23 protein-coding genes are annotated in these 20,080 nt (G+C 69.6%); 13 read left to right on the forward strand and 10 right to left on the reverse strand.

Going from position 1 to position 20,080, the window contains the following annotated elements:
- Positions 1 to 260: 260 nt before the first annotated feature.
- A complete protein-coding gene (locus ACFC3F_RS02820) occupies positions 261 to 1,232 on the reverse strand; it encodes a heme A synthase (protein ID WP_376126373.1) in 972 nt (323 codons plus the stop codon).
- 247 nt (positions 1,233 to 1,479) lie between these two features.
- Between ACFC3F_RS02820 and sufB the strand changes: the two genes are divergently transcribed.
- From sufB to ACFC3F_RS02860, 8 genes are read left to right on the forward strand one after another with little or no spacing between them, the layout of a single operon-like run.
- The gene (gene sufB, locus ACFC3F_RS02825) at positions 1,480 to 2,898 is read left to right on the forward strand and encodes a Fe-S cluster assembly protein SufB (RefSeq protein ID WP_376126376.1); all 1,419 of its coding nucleotides are present in this window, start codon (positions 1,480 to 1,482) and stop codon (positions 2,896 to 2,898) included.
- Positions 2,899 to 4,089 carry a Fe-S cluster assembly protein SufD gene (sufD, locus tag ACFC3F_RS02830; RefSeq protein WP_376126378.1) on the forward strand — a complete coding sequence of 397 codons (1,191 nt, stop codon included), beginning with the start codon at positions 2,899 to 2,901 and terminating at the stop codon, positions 4,087 to 4,089.
- Positions 4,086 to 4,412 (forward strand): non-heme iron oxygenase ferredoxin subunit, encoded by a 327-nt coding sequence (locus ACFC3F_RS02835; protein WP_376126380.1) that lies wholly within the window; start codon positions 4,086 to 4,088, stop codon positions 4,410 to 4,412. Before sufD ends, ACFC3F_RS02835 begins: the two co-directional genes overlap by 4 nt.
- Positions 4,413 to 5,195: a Fe-S cluster assembly ATPase SufC gene (sufC, locus tag ACFC3F_RS02840; protein WP_376126383.1), complete on the forward strand. Its 783-nt coding sequence runs from the start codon at positions 4,413 to 4,415 to the stop codon at positions 5,193 to 5,195.
- A 9-nt stretch (positions 5,196 to 5,204) separates the two neighbouring features.
- Positions 5,205 to 5,534: a metal-sulfur cluster assembly factor gene (locus ACFC3F_RS02845; RefSeq protein WP_376126386.1), complete on the forward strand. Its 330-nt coding sequence runs from the start codon at positions 5,205 to 5,207 to the stop codon at positions 5,532 to 5,534.
- 19 nt (positions 5,535 to 5,553) lie between these two features.
- Positions 5,554 to 6,714: a MalY/PatB family protein gene (locus tag ACFC3F_RS02850; protein ID WP_376126389.1), complete on the forward strand. Its 1,161-nt coding sequence runs from the start codon at positions 5,554 to 5,556 to the stop codon at positions 6,712 to 6,714.
- The gene (locus ACFC3F_RS02855; protein WP_376126392.1) at positions 6,711 to 8,075 is read left to right on the forward strand and encodes an MFS transporter; all 1,365 of its coding nucleotides are present in this window, start codon (positions 6,711 to 6,713) and stop codon (positions 8,073 to 8,075) included. The genes ACFC3F_RS02850 and ACFC3F_RS02855 overlap by 4 nt, the downstream gene beginning before the upstream one ends.
- Positions 8,076 to 8,133: 58 nt before the next feature.
- A complete protein-coding gene (locus ACFC3F_RS02860) occupies positions 8,134 to 9,732 on the forward strand; it encodes an ABC-F family ATP-binding cassette domain-containing protein (protein WP_376126394.1) in 1,599 nt (532 codons plus the stop codon).
- A 116-nt stretch (positions 9,733 to 9,848) separates the two neighbouring features.
- On the opposite strand, the gene ACFC3F_RS02865 is transcribed toward ACFC3F_RS02860, so the two are convergent.
- Genes ACFC3F_RS02865 through ACFC3F_RS02880 form a run of 4 tightly spaced genes read right to left on the reverse strand, consistent with a single transcriptional unit; the run spans position 9,849 to position 11,862 of the window.
- Positions 9,849 to 10,706: an SURF1 family protein gene (locus ACFC3F_RS02865; protein WP_376126397.1), complete on the reverse strand. Its 858-nt coding sequence runs from the start codon at positions 10,704 to 10,706 to the stop codon at positions 9,849 to 9,851.
- On the reverse strand, positions 10,703 to 10,909 hold the full coding sequence (locus tag ACFC3F_RS02870; RefSeq protein ID WP_376126400.1) for a hypothetical protein: 207 nt from the start codon (positions 10,907 to 10,909) through the stop codon (positions 10,703 to 10,705). Before ACFC3F_RS02870 ends, ACFC3F_RS02865 begins: the two co-directional genes overlap by 4 nt.
- Positions 10,906 to 11,289 carry a DUF3099 domain-containing protein gene (locus tag ACFC3F_RS02875; RefSeq protein WP_376126402.1) on the reverse strand — a complete coding sequence of 128 codons (384 nt, stop codon included), beginning with the start codon at positions 11,287 to 11,289 and terminating at the stop codon, positions 10,906 to 10,908. The genes ACFC3F_RS02870 and ACFC3F_RS02875 overlap by 4 nt, the downstream gene beginning before the upstream one ends.
- 33 nt (positions 11,290 to 11,322) lie before the next feature.
- Positions 11,323 to 11,862: a DUF4190 domain-containing protein gene (locus ACFC3F_RS02880; RefSeq protein WP_376126404.1), complete on the reverse strand. Its 540-nt coding sequence runs from the start codon at positions 11,860 to 11,862 to the stop codon at positions 11,323 to 11,325.
- Positions 11,863 to 11,970: 108 nt separating this feature from the next.
- On the opposite strand from ACFC3F_RS02880, the gene ACFC3F_RS02885 reads away from it, so the two are divergent.
- Positions 11,971 to 12,681 (forward strand): beta-ketoacyl-ACP reductase, encoded by a 711-nt coding sequence (locus ACFC3F_RS02885; protein WP_376126406.1) that lies wholly within the window; start codon positions 11,971 to 11,973, stop codon positions 12,679 to 12,681.
- A 20-nt stretch (positions 12,682 to 12,701) separates the two neighbouring features.
- On the opposite strand, the gene ACFC3F_RS02890 is transcribed toward ACFC3F_RS02885, so the two are convergent.
- Genes ACFC3F_RS02890 through ACFC3F_RS02900 form a run of 3 tightly spaced genes read right to left on the reverse strand, consistent with a single transcriptional unit; the run spans position 12,702 to position 15,372 of the window.
- Positions 12,702 to 13,412, reverse strand: a complete 711-nt coding sequence (locus ACFC3F_RS02890) for an alpha/beta fold hydrolase (RefSeq protein WP_376126408.1) — start codon at positions 13,410 to 13,412, stop codon at positions 12,702 to 12,704.
- A gap of 33 nt (positions 13,413 to 13,445) precedes the next feature.
- A complete protein-coding gene (gene serB / locus ACFC3F_RS02895; protein ID WP_376126410.1) occupies positions 13,446 to 14,087 on the reverse strand; it encodes a phosphoserine phosphatase SerB in 642 nt (213 codons plus the stop codon).
- 40 nt (positions 14,088 to 14,127) lie between these two features.
- Positions 14,128 to 15,372, reverse strand: coding sequence for a glucose-1-phosphate adenylyltransferase (locus tag ACFC3F_RS02900; protein ID WP_376126412.1), 1,245 nt, complete (start codon positions 15,370 to 15,372; stop codon positions 14,128 to 14,130).
- 76 nt (positions 15,373 to 15,448) lie between these two features.
- Here ACFC3F_RS02900 and glgA point away from each other — a divergent pair, with 76 nt between their 5' ends.
- From glgA to ACFC3F_RS02915, 3 genes are all read left to right on the forward strand, one after another.
- Complete coding sequence (glgA, locus tag ACFC3F_RS02905; RefSeq protein ID WP_376126415.1) at positions 15,449 to 16,642, forward strand: glycogen synthase; 1,194 nt, start codon at positions 15,449 to 15,451, stop codon at positions 16,640 to 16,642.
- Positions 16,643 to 16,652: 10 nt separating this feature from the next.
- Positions 16,653 to 17,444: an ABC transporter ATP-binding protein gene (locus tag ACFC3F_RS02910; RefSeq protein ID WP_376126418.1), complete on the forward strand. Its 792-nt coding sequence runs from the start codon at positions 16,653 to 16,655 to the stop codon at positions 17,442 to 17,444.
- An 82-nt stretch (positions 17,445 to 17,526) separates the two neighbouring features.
- Positions 17,527 to 17,775, forward strand: coding sequence for a type B 50S ribosomal protein L31 (locus ACFC3F_RS02915; protein ID WP_376126420.1), 249 nt, complete (start codon positions 17,527 to 17,529; stop codon positions 17,773 to 17,775).
- Between the two features lie 52 nt (positions 17,776 to 17,827).
- Here the strand turns inward: ACFC3F_RS02915 and ACFC3F_RS02920 are convergent, their stop codons facing one another.
- Positions 17,828 to 18,556, reverse strand: a complete 729-nt coding sequence (locus ACFC3F_RS02920; RefSeq protein WP_376126423.1) for an exonuclease domain-containing protein — start codon at positions 18,554 to 18,556, stop codon at positions 17,828 to 17,830.
- 94 nt (positions 18,557 to 18,650) lie between these two features.
- Here ACFC3F_RS02920 and ACFC3F_RS02925 point away from each other — a divergent pair, with 94 nt between their 5' ends.
- Positions 18,651 to 19,550 carry an alpha/beta fold hydrolase gene (locus ACFC3F_RS02925; RefSeq protein WP_376126426.1) on the forward strand — a complete coding sequence of 300 codons (900 nt, stop codon included), beginning with the start codon at positions 18,651 to 18,653 and terminating at the stop codon, positions 19,548 to 19,550.
- Here the strand turns inward: ACFC3F_RS02925 and ACFC3F_RS02930 are convergent.
- Positions 19,510 to 20,064 carry a CGNR zinc finger domain-containing protein gene (locus ACFC3F_RS02930; RefSeq protein WP_376126429.1) on the reverse strand — a complete coding sequence of 185 codons (555 nt, stop codon included), beginning with the start codon at positions 20,062 to 20,064 and terminating at the stop codon, positions 19,510 to 19,512. The genes ACFC3F_RS02925 and ACFC3F_RS02930 overlap by 41 nt on opposite strands.
- Positions 20,065 to 20,080: the final 16 nt, after the last annotated feature.

Here is a 20,080-nt window from a genome sequence, read left to right on the forward strand (position 1 = left end):
AGCTGCTACCCGAACTTCGCGCGCGCGTGCGGGTCTTGGTAGCGCGAGCGTGGTGCTCGGGCGCGCGTGCGGGTTTCGGTAGCGCGACGGTGGTGGCCGGCGGGTTTCGGTAGCGCGAGCGTGGTGGCCGGGCGCGCGTGCAGGTCTTGGTAGCGCGAGGGTGGTGGCCGGGCGCGCGTGCAGGTTCTGGTAGCGCGAGGGTGGAGCACCGCGCCGCAGCGCAGCGTGCGCGCGCGGATCCGCCGGTGCTGCGAGGCCGATCAGAGCGGACGAGCGGCCTCGGGGGCGCGTGTCGCGCGTTCGGCGTCGATCGCGGCCTGGGGCAGCCTGAGGTGCAGGATGACGACGGTCATCGTCGCGGCCGTGAGGGCGGCGAGCACCATGTGCACGCCGACGGCGAGCACGGGCAGTCCGTTGCGGGCCTGGTAGAGACCGACGGCGATCTGCACGAGCTCGGCGGCGAGCAGCAGCGCGGTCCACAGCGCGAGACTCGGCACGACCGAGCGGCGCGCCCACGAGCCCACGAGCAGGACGAGCGTGAGCGCGAACAGGATGTAGCCCGGCCACGCGTGAACGTGCTCGAGCACTTCGGCGTTGAACCCGCTGCGGCCCGCGTCGGCGTCGCCCGAGTGGGGGCCGGCGCCGGTCGTGAGCACGCCGAACACGATCGTGAGGACGAGCGCGACAGTCGTGACGTGGGCGACGACGGCGTACCACCGCGGCATGGCGAGTACGCGGGGCCCCGGCTCCTGCCGCATCCGCACGAGGAACGCCGTCGTGACGCACACGAGCACGACCGAGGCGATGTAGTGGAAGCCGACGATGAAGGGGTTCAGCCCCGTCCAGACCGTGATCCCGCCGACGATCGCCTGCGCGACGACGCCGCCGACCACGATCAGGGCCAGCACGAAGAGGTCGCGGCGTGAACGGCGCATGCGCCACACGAGCACGACGACGATGAGCGCGAGGATGCCGACGAGCCCCGTCAGGGTGCGGTTGCCGAATTCGATGACCCCGTGGATGCCCATCTCGGGCGTCGGCACGAGCGAATCCGCCGTGCAGGTGGGCCACGTGGGGCAGCCGAGGCCCGAGCCGGTCAGTCGTACGGCGCCTCCCGTGCCGATGATGAGCACCTCTGCCAGGAACGACAGCCACGCGAACACACGGATGCGCCGATCGACGTGGTCCGGAAGCCAGCGCGGCGTCGGGGTGATGAGCGTCTGCGCGGACATGGGTTCTCCTGCGGGTCTACTGCGGTGCGGCGGCGGAGCAGGGTGTCTCGCCCGCGGGACGGGCGGACCCTGTAGAATCAAGAGGTCGGATGCGGCTGCCCGAGGCACCGTGATCCAGAGACAGTCTAGGCGCGAAGCACAGCGCCACTTGAGAGGGCCCACCAGCGGCATCCATTCCTTCGAATACATCAGGTGAACGGAATGCCGGGGCGGATGAAACCGTTGAGGCCCAGAGGAGAGTGTGACGATGTCAGATGTGCTGATCGACCGCCCGGAGCTGGATGGGCTGGGCGTCTACGAGTTCGGATGGCACGATGCGGATCCCGCGGGTGCCATCGCCAAGCGAGGGATCGACGAGAGCGTCGTGCGCGGTATCTCGGCCCTCAAAGACGAACCCGAATGGATGCTGAAGACCAGGCTCAAGGGCTATCAGCTCTTCGGCCGCAAGCCGATGCCCACGTGGGGTGCTGATCTCAGTGAGATCGACTTCGACAACATCAAGTACTTCGTGCGCTCGACCGAGAAGCAGGCGCAGTCGTGGGAGGACCTCCCCGAGGAGATCCGTGACACGTACGAGAAGCTCGGCATCCCCGAGGCCGAGCGCCAGCGCCTGGTCGCGGGCGTCGCGGCGCAGTACGAGTCCGAGGTCGTCTACCACCAGATCCGCGAGGATCTGGAGGAGCAGGGCGTCATCTTCATGGACACCGACACGGCGCTGCGCGAGCACCCCGAGTTCTTCCAGGAGTACTTCGGCACGGTCATCCCCGCCGGAGACAACAAGTTCGCGGCCCTGAACACGGCGGTCTGGTCGGGCGGCTCGTTCGTCTACGTGCCGCCGGGCGTGCACGTCGAGATCCCGCTGCAGGCCTACTTCCGGATCAACACCGAGAACATGGGCCAGTTCGAGCGGACGCTCATCATCGCCGACGAGGGCTCGTACGTGCACTACATCGAGGGCTGCACGGCCCCGATCTACAAGAGCGACTCGCTGCACTCCGCCGTGGTCGAGATCATCGTCAAGAAGAACGCCCGCGTGCGCTACACGACGATCCAGAACTGGTCGAACAACGTCTACAACCTCGTCACGAAGCGTGCGGTCGCGCACGAGGGCGCGACGATGGAGTGGGTCGACGGCAACATCGGCTCGAAGGTCACGATGAAGTACCCGTCGATCTTCCTGGTGGGCGAGCACGCGAAGGGCGAGACCCTGTCGGTCGCGTTCGCCGGTCCCGGACAGCACCAGGACGCCGGCGCCAAGATGGTGCACATGGCGCCCTACACGCAATCCTCGATCGTCTCGAAGTCGATCGCCCGCGGCGGCGGTCGTACGGGCTACCGCGGTGAGATCCGCGTCGAGCCCGGAGCGCACCATTCCGCGAACTCGGTCGTGTGCGACGCCCTCCTGGTCGACACCATCTCGCGCTCGGACACCTATCCCGCGATCGACATCCGCGTCGACGACGTGCAGCTCGGTCATGAGGCGACGGTGTCCAAGGTCAGCGAGGAACAGCTGTTCTACCTCCAGTCGCGCGGCCTTCCCGAGGCCGAGGCCATGGCGATGATCGTGCGCGGCTTCATCGAGCCGATCGCACGCGAGCTTCCCATGGAGTATGCGATGGAACTCAACAAGCTCATCGAGATGGGCATGGAAGGATCGGTCGGCTAGATGACGGCCATGACACAGGCACCCACGACGGTGCCGGGTTCTCGAGCGCACTCCGACGGGGCCGGGGCATTCGTCCCGGTGCAGACGCGGTCCGAACGACCCTGGTCGTTCGACCCCGCTGATTTCTCCGTCCCCACCTCACGCGACGTCGGGTTCAAGTACGCGCCCCTCGACCGGCTCGCGCCGCTGTTCGTCGACGAGGCCGGCCCGCACGGCGTCGTCGAGGTCGCGGTCGACGCGCCCGCCGCCGTCGAGCAGCTGACCCTCCGGGTCGGACAGTCGCCGCGCGGCGACGTGTTCACTCCCGAAGACCTGCCCTCGGCGATCGCGTGGAGCCAAGAGACCGACGCGCCGCTCCTGCGGATTCCCGCCGGCGTCGAGCTCGACGAGCCGATCGTCGTCGACCTGCGCGGCACGGGCGGCCTCGCGCACGCGCATGTCGTCGTCGAGGCGATGCCCAACTCGCGCGCCATCGTGCTGTTTCGCCACGTCGGATCGGCGCACCACGCGCAGAACGTCGAGATCATCGTGCGTGACGGTGCCCGACTCGACGTCATCACGGTGCAGCAGTGGGACGACGACGCCGTGCACGCGGCATCCCACCAGGCGCGCGTCGACAAGGACGCCTTCCTGCGTCACTTCGTCGTGAGCTTCGGCGGCGGCGTCGTACGCGTCAACCCCTCGGTGGAGCTCGCGGGCCCCGGCGCGCAGGGCGAGCTGTACGGACTGTCGTACTCCGACGCCGGTCAGCACCTCGAGAGCCAGGTGTACCTGCACCACAAGGGTCCGCACACGCGCGGCGACGTGCTCTACAAGGGCGCGCTGCAGGGCGAATCGGCTCGCAGTGCCTGGGTCGGCGACGTGCTCATCGGGGCGGATGCCGTCGGCACCGACTCGTACGAGGCCAACCGCAACCTCATCCTGACCGACGGCGCGCGCGCCGATTCGGTGCCGAACCTCGAGATCGAGACGGGCGACATCCAGGGCGCCGGTCACGCGAGCGCGACGGGCCGATTCGATGACGAGCAGCTGTTCTACCTGCAGGCCCGCGGCATCCCCGAGGCCGAGGCCCGCCGCCTCGTCGTGATCGGATTCCTCACCGAGATCGTGCAGAAGATCGGCATCGCCGATCTCGAAGAAGAGCTGTCCGCCGCCATCGAGCGTGAACTCGAGGGCGGGACGGCTTCGTGAGCGCGACCCGCGTGTGCGCGCTCAGCGACCTCGTGCAGGACGAAGCCCGTCGTGTCGAGGTCGACGGTGTGCCGATCGCACTCGTGCTCGATTCCAGTGGCGAGGTGCACGCGATCGGCGACACGTGCACGCACGGTGACATCTCGCTGTCCGAGGGCTTCGTCGACGGCGAGACGCTCGAATGCTGGGCCCACGGCTCGGCCTTCTCGCTGCGCACCGGCAAGCCCCTCAACCTCCCCGCGTATGAGCCCGTCCCCGTCTATGTCGTTCAGATCGACGGCGACGACGTGCTCATCGACCCCGCTTTGAAGAAGGAAGTCTGAATGTCTGTCCTCGAGATCCGCGACCTGTATGTGACGGTCCAGACGGATGCCGGCACCACGCCCATCCTCAACGGTGTGACCCTCACGATCCGCAAGGGTGAGACCCACGCCATCATGGGCCCCAACGGCTCGGGCAAGTCGACCCTCGCCTACACGATCGCCGGCCACCCCAAGTACGAGGTCGTGAGCGGCTCCATCACGCTCGACGGCGAAGACGTGCTCGAGATGTCCGTCGACGAGCGTGCCCGCGCGGGCCTGTTCCTCGCGATGCAGTACCCCGTCGAGATCCCGGGCGTGACGGTGACGAACTTCCTGCGCACCGCCAAGACGGCGATCGAAGGCGAAGCCCCCTCGATCCGCCACTGGACGAAGGACGTCAAGCAGTCGATGAAGAACCTGCGCATGGACGGCAAGTTCGCCCAGCGCAACGTCAACGAGGGGTTCTCGGGCGGCGAGAAGAAGCGCCACGAGATCCTGCAGCTCGAACTGCTGAAGCCGCAGATCGCCGTGCTCGACGAGACCGACTCGGGCCTCGATGTCGACGCGCTCAAGGTCGTTTCGGAAGGCGTCAACCGGGCGAAGGAGGAGACCGACCTCGGTGTCCTGCTGATCACGCACTACACGCGCATTCTGCGCTACATTCACCCCGACTTCGTCCACGTCATGATCGGCGGCCGTATCGTCGAAGAGGGCGGCCCCGAACTGGCCGACCGCCTCGAGAACGAGGGCTACGACCGGTTCCTCGACCCTTCGGACGGCGCCGTCGTCGAAGCCGGCGCGTAGGATCGCCGTATGTCCGCCACGCTCGCACCCGAGAAGTACGAAGAGGTCATCGAAGCGCTCAAGGACGTCATGGACCCCGAACTGGGGATCAACGTCGTCGACCTCGGACTCATCTACGACCTCGCATGGGATGACGAGAACGACGCCCTCATCATCCACATGACGCTGACGTCGGCGGGCTGCCCGCTCACCGACGTGCTCGAAGAGCAGACCGCGCAGTCCCTCGACGAGGTCGTGGATCGCTTCCGCATCAACTGGGTGTGGATGCCGCCGTGGGGTCCGGAGCGCATCACCGACGACGGCCGCGACATGATGCGGGCGCTCGGCTTCGCCATCTGACCTTCGGTAGGCTTGCGCGGTGAGCGTGACCCCCCTGCAGGCCCTTCCCGTCGAACGTCTCCGAGAGCGCACGAGCGTCAAGTGGCGTGCGTATCCCGACGACGTCCTGCCGCTGTTCGTCGCCGAGACCGACTTCGCACCGGCGCCCGCGATCACGGCCGCCCTGGCGCGCGCCGTCGAGCTCGGCGACACGGGGTACTCGGCGCCCGGCGCGGGCGTCGGGGCGGCCTATGCGGCCTTTGCGCTCCGTCGATTCGGCTGGAGTGTCGACCCCGCCCGCGCCCGCACGACATGCGACGTGATGATGGGCGTCGTCGAAGTTCTGCGACGGGTCACCAGCCCCGGAGACCGGGTCGTCGTGACGACCCCCGTGTATCCGCCGTTCTTCGACTGCATCCCCGAAGCGGGTGCCGTCGTCGAGACCGTGCCGCTGCGCGAATCGGATGCCGGGTGGCAGCTGGATCTGACAGGCATCGAGTCCGCTCTCGCCGCGGGCGCGCGGACCGTGCTGCTGTGCAATCCGCACAACCCGACGGGGACCGTGCACGCCAAGGCGGACCTCGCCGAACTCGCCGCCATCGCCGAAAGGCACGGGGCCGTCGTCCTGAGCGATGAGATCCATGCTCCGCTCACGCAGCCCGATGTCGTCTTCACACCGTTCCTGTCTGCCTCGCCCGCTGCCGAACGTGTCGGCTACGCCTTCGTGTCGGCGAGCAAGGCGTTCAACCTCGCGGGCCTGAAGTGCGCCCTCATGGTGACCGCTTCCGACGAGAACTCCGCCGTGCTGCGGGCGCTTCCCGACGAGATCGAATGGCGCACGGCGCACTTCGGAGCGATCGCGGCCATCGCGGCGTTCTCGGTCGAAAGCGACGCCTGGCTCGATGCGCAGCTGGCCGCGCTCGATGTCAACCGCCGACTGCTGGCCGAACTGCTCGATGAGTACCTGCCCGACGCCGTCTACCGGATCCCCGACGCGGGCTTCCTGGCGTGGGTCGACCTCTCGGCGTACGGCTGGGGCGATGACCCGGGGCGGCTCATCCTGCGCGACGCCAAGGTCGCCTTCCACTTCGGTCCTCAGTTCGGCGAGCAGGGCGCAGGACACGTGCGGATCAATTTCGGCTGCGCACCCGACATGCTGCGCGAAGCGATCCGGCGCGTCTCCGCGCTGGTGAGCACGTGACGGCGCCCGCGCATCGCGGTGCCGGTGTCTGGAGCGCTCGTTACGTCTGGGTGACGGTCGGCGCCGTCGCGCTGATCTTCCTCGCCGCGATGCAGTCCCTCGCCGTCACGACGGTCATGCCCGTCGTCAGCGCCGACCTGGCGGGTGAGTCGCTGTACGCCGTCGCCTTCGCGGGCACCCTGGCAACCAGCGTCATCGGCATGGTCGCCGTCGGCGCATGGTGCGACCGCGGGGGAGTGCTCGCACCGCTCACGACGGCGGTCGTGCTCTTCGTGATCGGGCTCATCATCGCCGGCGCCGCGCCCACGATGGAGCTGCTCGTCGCGGGGCGGCTCGTGCAGGGCCTCGGCACGGGCGGCCAGACGGTCGCCCTGTATGTCGCCGTCGCCCGTGTCTACCCGACCGACCTGCACGGCCGCGTGTTCGCGGCGTTCTCAGCCGCGTGGGTCGTGCCGTCCCTCATCGGCCCGTTCCTCGCCGGCGCCGTCACCGAGCTCCTGCATTGGCGCTGGGTGTTCCTCGGCGTCGCCGGTCTCACCGTCGTGGCGTTCGCGATGGTGGTGACGCGCCTGCACGGGCTTCCGCTGCACACCGATCAGCCGGCGACGGGCCGCATCGCCCCCCGCCTCGCGTGTGCCGTCGCGGTCGCCGTCGGCGCGCTCGCCCTGAGCCTGGCCGGCGAGCTCGGCGCGGGCGCATGGGTCGTGGTGGCGGCATCCGCTGTCGTCATCGCCCTCGCCGCGCGGCCGCTGCTGCCGCCGCGCACGCTCGTGGCGGGACGCGGACTGCCCAGTGTCGTGCTCATGCGGGGACTCATCGCGGGAGCGCTGTTCGGCGCCGAGATCTACATTCCGTACCTGCTGATCGACGAGTACGGGTTCTCGCCAACATGGGCGGGGCTCGGGCTCACCGCCGCCGCGCTCACCTGGGCACTCGCGGCGGACGTGCAGGGCCGATTCGGCGACCGCATCGGCAACGCGCGCATCACCCTCATCGGCACCGCCCAGCTGCTCGCCGCGATCGTGCTGGCGGGCATCACGGCGCTGTCGCACCTGCCGCCCGGATTGCTCATCGCCGGCTGGGCGCTCGCGGGCAGCGGCATGGGGCTCATGTACCCGCGGCTCACGGTTCTCACGCTCGCGTACTCGACGCCGCGGAACCAGGGATTCAATTCGTCGGCTCTGTCGATCTCGGACGCTGTCGGGTCGGCCACGACGATCGCCGTCATGGGGCTCGTGTTCACGGCGCTGAGCGCCTCGGGTGGGGGATTCACGGCTGTCTTCGCCCTCGCGGCCGTGCTCTCGGTGCTTGCGCTCGTCCCCGGGCTGCGGCTCGGTCACGCGCACGAGAAGACCCGGTAGACTGGGCGGCTGGCCGCTCGGCCGCCCACCCACCCGCCCTGAAGAACGGACGTCCGCTGTGCTCGCCGTGCACGACCTCGAGATCCGCGTGGGTGCACGCGTGCTCATGTCGGACGTGTCCTTCCGCGTCTCCGATGGAGACAAGATCGGCCTCGTGGGCCGCAACGGCGCCGGCAAGACGACGCTCACGAAGGTGCTCGCGGGTGACGTGATCCCCGCCGACGGCAAGGTCGAACGCTGGGGCGAGCTGGGCTACCTGCCGCAGGACCCCCGGTCGGGTGACCCCGAGATGCTCGCGCGGACCCGTGTGCTCGACGCGCGCGGGCTCGGCTCGCTCGCGATCGGCATGCAGGAGGCCTCGCTCGCGATGGGCGACGACGATCCCGCTGTCGCTGCTCGCGCGATGCGCAAGTACGGCACCCTCACCGAGAGGTTCGAGGCGCTCGGGGGGTATGCCGCCGAAGCGGAAGCGGCATCCATCGCTCACAACCTCTCGCTGCCGGACCGGATCCTGGATCAGCCGCTCAAGACGCTGTCGGGTGGTCAGCGCCGCCGCATCGAACTCGCTCGCATCCTGTTCTCGGATGCCCAGACGATGATCCTCGACGAGCCGACCAACCACCTCGACGCCGACAGCGTCGTGTGGCTGAGGGAGTTCCTCAAGGGATACAAGGGCGGGCTCATCGTGATCTCGCACGATGTCGAGCTCGTCGGCGAGACGGTCAACCGCGTCTTCTACCTGGATGCCAACCGCCAGGTCATCGACGTCTACAACATGAACTGGAAGAACTACCTGCGCCAGCGGGTGGCCGACGAGGAGCGCCGCAAGAAGGAGCGCACCAACGTCGAGAAGAAGGCCACCGTGCTGCAGCAGCAGGCGGCCAGGTTCGGGGCGAAGGCGTCGAAGGCGGCTGCCGCGCACCAGATGGTCGCGCGCGCGGAGAAGATGCTCGCGGGGCTCGACGAGGTGCGGCAGGAGGAGCGCGTCGCGAAGCTGCGGTTCCCCAAGCCCGCACCGTGCGGCAAGACGCCGCTCATGGCGTCGGGACTGTCGAAGTCGTACGGTTCGCTGGAGATCTTCACCGACGTCGACCTCGCGATCGACCGCGGTTCGCGCGTCGTGATCCTCGGCCTCAACGGCGCCGGCAAGACGACGCTGCTGCGGATCCTCGCCGGCGTCGACAAGCCCGACACGGGGCAGCTCGAACCGGGACACGGTCTCAAGATCGGCTACTACGCGCAGGAGCACGAGAACCTCGACGTCTCGCGGTCGGTGCTCGAGAACATGATGTCGGCGGCGCCGGACATCACGGCGACGGAGGCGCGCAAGGTGCTCGGGTCGTTCCTGTTCACGGGCGACGACGTGCTCAAGCCCGCCGGTGTGCTCTCGGGCGGCGAGAAGACGCGACTGTCGCTCGCGACGCTCGTGGTGTCCTCGGCGAACATGCTGCTGCTCGACGAGCCCACGAACAACCTGGACCCCGCCTCGCGCGAGGAGATCCTCGGTGCGCTCGCGCACTACGAGGGCGCCGTCGTGCTCGTCTCGCACGACGAGGGCGCCGTGGAGGCGCTCAATCCCGAGCGTGTGCTCATCCTTCCCGACGGCGTCGAGGACATCTGGGGTCGCGACTACGCCGACCTCGTCTCCCTCGCCTGACCGGCCCGCGGCATCCCCTCTGCCCGTTGACGGCGAGACTGCACGCGCGCGCCGAGACTGCGGGTGAACCCCGCGGTCTCGGCCGCCCCGTGCAGTCTCGCGGGTGAGGGGTGGGGTCAGCGGACGGCGTCGAGGAGGGCGTCCTCGGCGTCGGCGTCGCGGTCGCGACGACGAGCGGATGCCGCGGGGCGCGGCGGCCTCGGCGGGGAGTGCTCGTCGTCCTCGGCGTCCTCGCGGCGGGCGATGATCTCGGTGCGGATCATGTATCCGATGAAGATGAAGCCCATGACGGCGAACAGGATCCACTGGATCGCGTACGACAGGTACGGGCCGGGGTCCTCGGAGGGCGACGGGAGGGAACCGGGCATCGCCTCGACGGCGGGATCCTCGGACACGATGATGCCGTAGGCGCTCTGCACGAGCGCGTCGCCGATGTCGGGCGCGACCCGCTCGGCGACGAAGGGCAGGTTGATCGTCGGCACCTGACCCGCATCGGCCGTGCGGCCGGACGCGGGGAGCGGCTCACCCGGCCGGAGCCGGACGATGACCGTCACCTCGCCGGCCGGCGGTGCCGGCACGGCATCGGGCTCGGGCTGGTCGGCGCCGGGCGGAACCCAGCCGCGATCGACGACGAGCACGCGCCCGTCGTCGAGGCGGAACGGCACGAGAACCTCATACGCCGCCGTGCCGCCGTGCGGGCGGTTGCGCACGAGCAGCTGCTCATCGGCGAGGTACTCGCCCGTCAACACGACTGGATGCCACTCATCACCCGCGTCGAGCGTCTCGCCGTCGGGGATCAGCTCGGCGAAGGCGACCGGCGCGGCGTCGTAGTTCTGCTCGACGAGCGCGAGCTGCGCGGAGCGGTCGCCGTTGCGGGTGAACTGCCAGTCCGACAGGAACGCGCACGCGATCGCGAACACGGCGGCGACGAGCACATAGGTCGACCAGCGGACGGCGGCGGGGGCGTTCTTCATGACGGAACCTCGAGTTCACCCACGTCGAGCGGGAAGGAGCGCGCCGAGAGGAACTCGCGCAGGTACGCCACGTGGTCGTCGCACGCCACCCACGTCTTGCGGCGGTCCTCGGCGTGGATGCGCGGATTGCGCCAGTCGATGCGCCAGCGGGCCGTCGCACGGCACCCGGCGCGCGAGCACGTGGTGTCGGTGGCGCCGGTCATGCGGAATCCTTCTCGACGGGCCCGGTCGCGTCGTGCGGGCCCTCGTCGACAGCGCGGGCCTCGTTCAGCCGGATGACGGTGGGACCGCCGGCGGCGGTGGGCGACGCCTGCGACGGCAGGGCGAGCTCGGGCGACTCCGACGTCGTGCGGTTCGTGCTCTTGCTCACGTTGGCCGTGACGACCGCGAAGTAGGGCAGGAACACCGCGGCCGCACCGAGCACCCACGTGTACCAGCCGTAGGGGGTGATCGCGACCATCAGCACGAAGCACGCGACCCGCACGCCCATCGTGATGAGGTAGTGCTTCGCGCGGTCGCTCGTGTCGTCGTGCGGCGACGCGGGGAGCGAAGTCGCAGACTGCCGCGCAGACGAGTTCCTCACCCATCCAGCGTACGCCGCTTCGCCCGCGGCGGATCAGCGGAAAGACGACTGCGTGGCGGCGAAGGGGATGAACGCCAGGAAGAAGAGCACACCCAGCACGAGGAAGGCCAGGCCGACCCAGCCCACGATGACGCCGGCCAGGGCCATGCCGCGACCCTTCTCGCCCGTGCGCGCGATCTGCTTGAGCGAGATGTGACCCATGATGGCGCCGGCGAGCGAGCCGACGAAGGGAAGGATCCAGATGAATCCGGCGATGCTCGCGATCATCGAGATGATGGCGAGGACGTTCGTCTTGACAGCGGCGTAGCCATAGGCGGGAGCGGCCCCGTACGGGCCCGCCGGGGCACCGTACGCGGGCGCGCTGGGATACTGCGGCTGCGCGTACCCGCCGTAGGCGGGGTAGGCGCCGGGCGCCTGCGGGGGTGCGTCCGCCGCGGGCGGCGCCGGCGCTTCGGCCGGAGGAGTGTAGGCGGGCGGCGCGCTGTACGCGGGAGGCGGCGTGTAGGCCGGAGGAGCGTACGTCGGACGCGCGTCGTCGTGGTCGTCGTTAGAGGGGTTCTCCGGGGTGCTCACGGTCGCGCCTTTCGTCGATGCTGCCTCCAGCGTTCCAGCGCGGGCGGCATAGGTCAAACGACGCGCCGCTAGGCTGGGGCGGTTCGTCGTCATCCCGAGGGAGCTGTCATGTTCACCGATCGCGTCGTGCTCGTCACCGGCGGAAACCGCGGCATCGGTCGCGCCATTGCGGAGCGCTTCGTCGCCGCGGGATACCGGGTCGCCGTCACGGCGCGCTCCGGCGAGGGTCCCGAGGGCACGCTGACGGTGCGCGCCGACGTCACGGATGCGGCATCCGTCGATGTCGCCTTCACACAGGTCGAGCAGGAGCTCGGTCCGGTCGGGATCGTCGTGGCCAACGCCGGCATCACGAAGGACATGCTGCTGCTGCGCATGACCGAGGACGACTTCGACTCGGTCGTCGCGACGAACCTCGGCGGTGCGTTCCGTGTCGTCAAGCGCGCATCGAAGGGGATGCTGCGTGCGCGCTGGGGACGCGTCATCCTCATCTCGTCGGTCGTGGGCCTCTACGGCTCGCCCGGGCAGATCAACTACTCCTCGTCCAAGAGCGGCCTCGTCGGGTTCGCCCGGTCGCTCACGCGGGAGCTCGGCGGGCGCGGCATCACCGCGAACGTCGTCGCTCCGGGCTTCGTCGAGACCGACATGACGGCGCAGCTCGCGCCCGAGACGCAGGCGGAGTACAAGAAGAACATCCCCGCCGGCCGCTTCGGGGCCCCCGACGAGATCGCGGGCGTCGTCACGTGGCTCGCGTCGGACGACGCCGCCTACATCTCCGGCGCCGTGATCCCCGTCGACGGCGGCCTCGGCATGGGGCACTGACCCGCACCGACCCCGCCGCGTCAGCGCGCGATCGCCTCGACGATCGCCGCCGCCACCGCACCGGGGCGTGAGAACTGCGGCCAGTGGCCCGTGGGCTCACCGTCGGGCACGATCTGCACGATGTTCAGGTTCTCGAGCGCGGCGAGCTCGGCCGCCCACGCCGGCGCCTGCGCGATGTGCGCGCGGATCTGCGCCTCGGGCACCGTCGAGGTGATCATCGTCGCGGGCACGCTGCGGCGCCGCTCATCCGTGAGACGGATCGGGTCGGTCGGCACGCGCACGGGAACCGTCTGCGCGCCGGCACCGATCGCCGCGCGGAGATCGTCGGCGAGGTCGGCGGTGTCGGAGGCGTCGAAGAAGCTCCAGCCGGGGAAGGGGACGACCCCGTCGACGGCCGGGAACTCCCAGATGGAACCCCCGTCGCCGGGCGGGAAGGTGTCGAGGAACACGATGTGCTGCACGCGCTCGGGGCGGGCGTCTGCCGCGCCGTAGGCGACGTTGCCGCCGCCGCTGTGGCCGACGAGCACGACGGGACCGTCGATCCGGTCGATCTCGGACACCGTCGCGGCGACCCAGTCCGCGATGCCGATGTCGCCCGATGCCGGCGCGGGCTCGCCGACCCCCGGCATCGTGAGCGGATGCGGCGTGTGCCCCGCGCGCTCGAGCGCGGGGGTCACCGCACGCCAGGAGGATGCGTCCAGCCAGAGTCCCGGGATGAGCACGATGTCCATGGCACAGACGGTACGCCGGACCTCGGACATCCGTCAGGGCAGCAGCGGAATGACCTCGCGCAGGTCGACGGGACCGATCACGAGGTCGGCGAGCTCCCGCACGGCGGGCTTCGCGTTGAACGCCAGGCCCAGCCCCGCGGCCGCCATCATGAGCAGGTCGTTCGCGCCGTCGCCGACGGCGATCGTGCGCGACAGCGGGACACCGGCTGCGGCGGCCCATTCGCCGAGTGCGGTGGCTTTGCCCGCGGCATCCACGATCTCGCCGTCGACGAGCCCCGTGAGGGCGCCCTCGGCGGCCTGGAGACGGTTCGCGCGCCAGATGTCGACGCCGAGCTGCGGAGCGACCGTGTCGAGGATCTCGTGGAAGCCGCCCGAGACGACGCCGAACCGGCCGCCGCGCTCGTGCACGGCGGCGATCAGTTCGTGCACGCCCGGCGTCGGCTCGACGCGCGCGAGCACGCGGGCGAACGCCGCGACAGGCACGCCCTCGAGGGTGGCGACACGCGAGCGCAGACTCGTCGCGAAGTCGACTTCGCCGCGCATCGCGGCCTCGGTCGCCTCGGCGACCTCGGCGCCGCGCCCCGCCTCATCGGCGATGAGCTCGATGACCTCGTTGCGGATGAGCGTGGAATCGGCGTCGAGAACGACGAGGAAACGGGCGTCCTGAAGCGGCATCCCTCCACGCTAGCGTCGCGCGAGTGCCGCGCCGGACACGTCAGCGCTCGACGCGGATGCCCTTGCCGACGACCGTGATGCCGCTGTCGGTCACGGTGTAGCCGCGCGCCAGATCGCGTTCGACGTCGACGCCGACGGTCGCGCCGTCGTCGAGGAAGACGTTCTTGTCGAGGATGGCGCGGTGCACGCGCGCGCCCGCCCCGACGCGGACATGGTCGAACAGCACGGAGTCGGTGATCGTCGATCCACCCCCGGCGAGCGTCCAGGGCCCCACGACGCTGCGTTCGATATGCGTGCCCGAGAGCACCGAGCCCAGCGACACGACCGAGTCGATCGCGTTGCCGATGCGTCCGTCCGCGTCGCGCACGAATTTGGCGGGCGGGGAGTTGACGGCCTGCGAGTGGATCGGCCACTGCATGTTGTAGAGGTTGAAGATCGGCAGCGTCGAGATCAGGTCGCGGTGGGCGTCGAAGAACGACTCGATCGTGCCGACATCGCGCCAGTAGTACCGGTCGCGGTCGGTCGAGCCCGGCACGTCGTTGCGATTCATGTCGTACACGCCCGCCTCGCCGCGTTCGACGAAGTACGGCACGATGTCGCCGCCCATGTCGTGGTTCGAGGTCGGCAGCTCGCCATCGGACTCGACGGCCTCGATGAGCGCGTCGGTGTCGAAGATGTAGTTGCCCATCGACGCGAGCACTTCGCCGGGGGAGTCGGCGAGCCCGGTCGGGTCCTGCGGCTTCTCGAGGAACTCGCGGATGCGGCCGGGATCGGCCGGGTCGACGTCGATCACCCCGAACTGGTTGGCGAGCCCGATGGGCTGGCGGATGCCGGCGACGGTCGCCCGCGCGCCGGACTCGACGTGCGCGCCGAGCATCTGCCGGAAATCCATGCGGTAGACGTGGTCGGCGCCGATCACGATGACGATGTCCGGCTTCTCGTCGGTGATGAGGTTGAGGCTCTGCAGGATCGCGTCGGCCGATCCCGAGAACCAGCGCTTCCCGAGTCGCTGCTGAGCGGGTACGGAGGCGACGTAGGAGTCCAGCAGCGGCGACATGCGCCATGTCTGGGAGATGTGGCGGTCGAGGCTGTGCGACTTGTACTGCGTGAGCACGACGATCTGGCGCAGGCCGGAGTTGATCAGGTTCGAGATCGCGAAATCGATGAGCCGGTACTGGCCCGCGAACGGCACCGCCGGTTTGGCGCGATCGGCCGTGAGAGGCATGAGTCGCTTGCCCTCGCCCCCCGCGAGGATGATTCCGAAGACCTTCGGCGCTGCAGGCATGGCACCACCCTAGGGGCGCCGCGCGGCGAGGTATAGCGACTGTCACAGGAACGTCTCGTGTACTAGGTTTCGTGCCATGCGCGTCGACATCGTGACCAAGGAGTACCCGCCGGAGATCTACGGTGGCGCGGGCGTGCACGTGACCGAGCTCGTCGCGGCCCTGCGCCGGAGCATGGACGTGCGAGTGCGCGCGTTCGGGGCAGACCGCGACGAAGCGGGCACGACGTCGTACGGCGTGCCCGCCGAACTGGCGGATGCCAATGCCGCGATCCGGACACTCGGCACCGACCTCGAGATCGTGGGCGATGTCGCCGGTGCCGACGTCGTGCACTCCCACACCTGGTATGCGAACTTCGCCGGGCACCTCGCGTCCCTGCTGCACGGGATCCCGCACATCGTGACGGCGCATTCGCTCGAGCCGCTGCGCCCCTGGAAAGCCGAGCAGCTCGGCGGCGGGTACGCCGTGTCGAGCTACATCGAGAAGACGGCGTACGAGTCGGCCGCCGCCGTCATCGCCGTGAGCGGGGGCATGCGCGACGACATCCTGCGCAGCTACCCGGCGCTGGATGCCGCCAAGGTGCACGTCGTCTACAACGGCATCGACGTCGAGGGGTGGCATCCCGTCGATGATCCCGCCCTGCTCGCCGAGCTCGGGGTCGACGCGTCCCGCCCGTCGGTCGTGTTCGTCGGGCGCATCACGCGGCAGAAGGGACTGCCGTACTTCCTGCGCGCCGCCCAGCTGCTGCCGCCCGACGTGCAGGTCATCCTGTGCGCGGGCGCACCGGACACACCGCAGATCATGTCCGAGGTCGAGGACCTCGTGCGTGGCCTCCAACGCACGCGCGACGGCGTCGTGTGGATCGATCGGATGCTCTCGCGGCACGAGCTGTGCACGATCCTCACGGCGGCCACGACGTTCGTCTGCCCGTCGATCTACGAACCGCTGGGCATCGTCAACCTCGAGGCGATGGCGTGCGGCGCCGCCGTCGTCGGCACCGCGACCGGCGGCATCCCCGAGGTCGTCGTCGACGGGGTGACGGGCCGGCTCGTGCCGATCGACCAGGTGCAGGACGGGACCGGGACCCCGACCGACCCCGACCGGTTCGTCGCCGACCTCGCGCGCGTCCTGGCCGAGGTCGTGAGCGATCCGGCTCGCGCCGCCGGTTACGGTGCAGCGGGGCGCGAGCGCGCGGGCAAGGACTTCAGCTGGGCGCGCATCGCGGAGCAGACGGCGGCGCTCTACGCCGAGGTCGCCGCGTCGGGCCGTTAGGCTGGGCGTCATGCCCCAGGTGCTCGATTTCTCCGACGTCATCGTCCGCCGAAACTCCCGCAACATCGTCGATCGCCTCGACTGGACGGTGGAGGACGACGAACGATGGGTCATCCTCGGCCCGAACGGCGCCGGCAAGACGACGGTGCTGCAGCTCGCCGACACGCTCCTGCACCCCACGTCCGGCGTCGTGACGATCCTCGGTGAGCGACTCGGTCGCACCGACGTGTTCGAGCTGCGTCCGCGCATCGGCTTCGCCTCGTCCGCCATGGCACGCCGTGTGCCGCCGGAGGAGACCGTCGTCGATGTCGTGCTGACGGCGGCGTTCTCGGTGCTCGGGCGCTGGCGCGAAGACTACGAGGACATCGACGAGAGGCGCGCGCTGCGCGTGCTCGCGGAGTGGAAGCTCGACCACCTCGCCGATCGCACGTTCGGCACGCTCAGCGACGGCGAGCAGAAGCGCGTGCAGATCGCGCGTGCCGTCATGACCGACCCCGAGATGCTGCTGCTGGACGAGCCGACCGCGAGCCTCGACCTCGGGGCGCGGGAAGAGCTCCTCGCGCTCCTCAGCGGATACGCGCAGGCGCCCACGACCCCGGCGATGATCATGGTGACCCACCATGTCGAAGAGATCCCGGTCGGCTTCACGCACGTGCTGCTGCTGCGCGACGGACGCGCTGTCGCACAGGGCCCGATCGCCGAAGCGCTCACGGCAGAGTCGCTCACCGAAACGTTCGGCGTGCCGATCATCCTGTCCGAGGCCGACGGCCGGTACGCGGCGCGCGCGGAGTCGGTTTCCTGATAGAATCGCTCCTTGGTGCACTCGCACCACGGACCCTGGTCCCTGGTTCTCAGCAGGGACGCCATCCCCTTAAGGACTTTTCATGAAGACTGACATCCACCCCGAATACCGGGCCATCGTTTTCCGCGACCTCGGTTCGGGCGAGACCTTCCTCACCCGTTCGACGGTCACGAGCGACAAGACGATCGAGCTCGACGGCGTCGAGTACCCCGTCATCGACGTCGAGATCTCGTCGGCATCGCACCCGTTCTACACGGGCAAGCAGCGCATCATGGACTCGGCCGGTCGCGTCGAGAAGTTCAACCAGCGCTTCAAGAACTTCGGCAAGTAACAGCCGACGTGCGAAAGCCCCGCTCCGGCGGGGCTTTCGTCGTCTGTGCGCGTCAGCGCACGGGCCACACGCCGTCGAGGGCGTCGCCGGGGTCGAGACGCCCGATCTGGATGAAGTACTCGGTGAGGCTCGCCGTCTGCGCGCGCGCCCAGGAGATCTGACTCGTGTGCAGCTCGTGCGGTGTGGCGGGCAGGCGCGTGGAGTAGCGCGTGACGAGCGCCTGTGCCACGCGGCCCGCGGCGACGGCGTCGGATGCCGCTTCGTGCGCGCTCGCGAGCGGCACGGCGTAGTGCGCCGCGACGGCCTCGAGCGTGCGCTTGCCGCGGCGATAGCGGTCGCAGTGCTTGTCGATCACGAACGGATCGATGACGGGCGACGGCGTGGCGATGCCGGCGATGCCGTGGCGCTCGGCCTCGTGCTTGAGCAGCGAGAAGTCGTATGCCGCGTTGTAGGCGACGACCGGGATGCCGGCGTCGAGCATCGCGCGGAGCGCTTCGACGACCTCGCCGACGACATCGCGCGCGGCGCGGCCCTCGGCGCGGGCCCGGGCGGTGGTGACCCCGTGGATCGCAGCGGCGCCCTCGGGGATCTCGACCCCGGGATCGGCGAGCCAGTCTCGCGCGCGCACGACGGCTCCCGTGCCGTCGAGCAGTCCCACGTAGGCCGTCACGATGCGATCGGTGCGGACGTCGACGCCCGTCGTCTCGAGATCGAACACGCCCACGGCGGTGGACCAGTGCGGATGCACCGGGGGAGCGGGCGCGGCGTGCGTGGGCTGCATGCCGCCCACGGTATGCGACACCCCCGACATCGCGCGCGAGGCGCTCCGCGTGCGACAGGCGGCCTGGTCCTGCCCGCACTCGTAGACTCGTCCGGTGCCCGCGTTCAACCCCTATGCCGCCCTGCTCGAGCAGATCCCCGTCGAGCGGCATGAGGTCGAGGTGCTCGGTGGCACGACGGCGTACTGGGACTACGGTCCGCACGACGCCGAGACGACGATCATCGCCGTGCACGGGTTCCGCGGCGACCACCACGGGCTGGAACCGGTGATCGCCCAACTGCGCGGCATCCGCGTCATCTCGCCCGATCTCCCCGGCTTCGGAGAGACACCTCCGCTGCCGGGCCGCACGCACGATCTCGAGGCCTACGCCCAGTGGCTCACGCGCTTCGCGCAGACGGTCGCCCCCGGCGCCGTGATCCTCGGGCATTCCTTCGGCTCGATCGTCGCCTCGGCGGCGGTCGCCGGCGGCTTGGCCACGCCCCGCCTCATCCTGATCAATCCGATCGGCGCTCCCGCGCTCGAGGGCCCGCGGGGCGTGCTGACGCGGCTCGCCGTCCTCTACTACTGGGCCGGTGCGAAGCTGCCCGCGGCGATCGGCGAAGCGCTGCTGCGCAATGGCCTCATCGTGCGGGTCATGAGCGTGTCGATGGCCAAGACGAAGGATGCCGCGCTGCGGCGCTTCGTGCACGATCAGCACGACACCTACTTCTCACGCTTCGCCGACCGCGATGTGCTGCACGACGCGTTCGTGACGTCGGTGTCGCACGATGTCCGCGAGGCGGCACCGCGCATCGACGTGCCGACGCTGCTCATCGCCGCCGTGCGCGATGACATCACCCCGATCCAGGCGCAGCGCCACCTCGCGACGCTGTTCGCCGACGTCGAGCTCGTCGAGATCCCCGATGTCGGGCATCTGATCCACTACGAGACCCCGGAACCCGCGGCCGCAGCGATCAGGCGCTTTCTCGCGCCTTCCGTTCCCGGTACGCGATGACGTTCATGCGGTTGCCGCAGTTTCCGGTGTCGCAGTAGCGCTTCGATCCGTTGCGCGAATAGTCGATGTAGACCGCGTCGCAGTCATCGGCCTCGCACACCCGCACGCGATCGTACGAGTCGCTGCGGATCACCTCGACGAAGGCCATCGCCGCTTCGACCATGATGCGCGTCGCGATGGGGGCGTCGTCGGGAGTCGCGTGGATATGCCAGTCGTGTTCGCCGTGGATGACCAGCCGCGGCACGGCCTCGCCGTCGCGCAGCATGTCGTTGATGAGCGGCACGGCTCCTTCGCGGTCGACCTCCCACAGCTTCCGCACCCGGGCGCGCACCTGGCGGATCTCCTCGACCGTCGCTCGATCGCGCCGGACGGTACCCGAATACGGGTGATCGGCGAGGTAGGAATCGAGGTCGGCGACCGTGGTCATGGTGTCCTCGCCGTCGCACAGCGGGAGCGTGTTCACGAGGGCGGCGGCGGCTTCGAGACTCTGTCTCGTGTCACGGATGAAGACCATGTTGACTCCTGACATT

Origin of the sequence: Microbacterium sp. NPDC055910 (assembly GCF_042271185.1) — a bacterium.
Classification (GTDB): Bacteria; Actinomycetota; Actinomycetes; order Actinomycetales; family Microbacteriaceae; genus Microbacterium.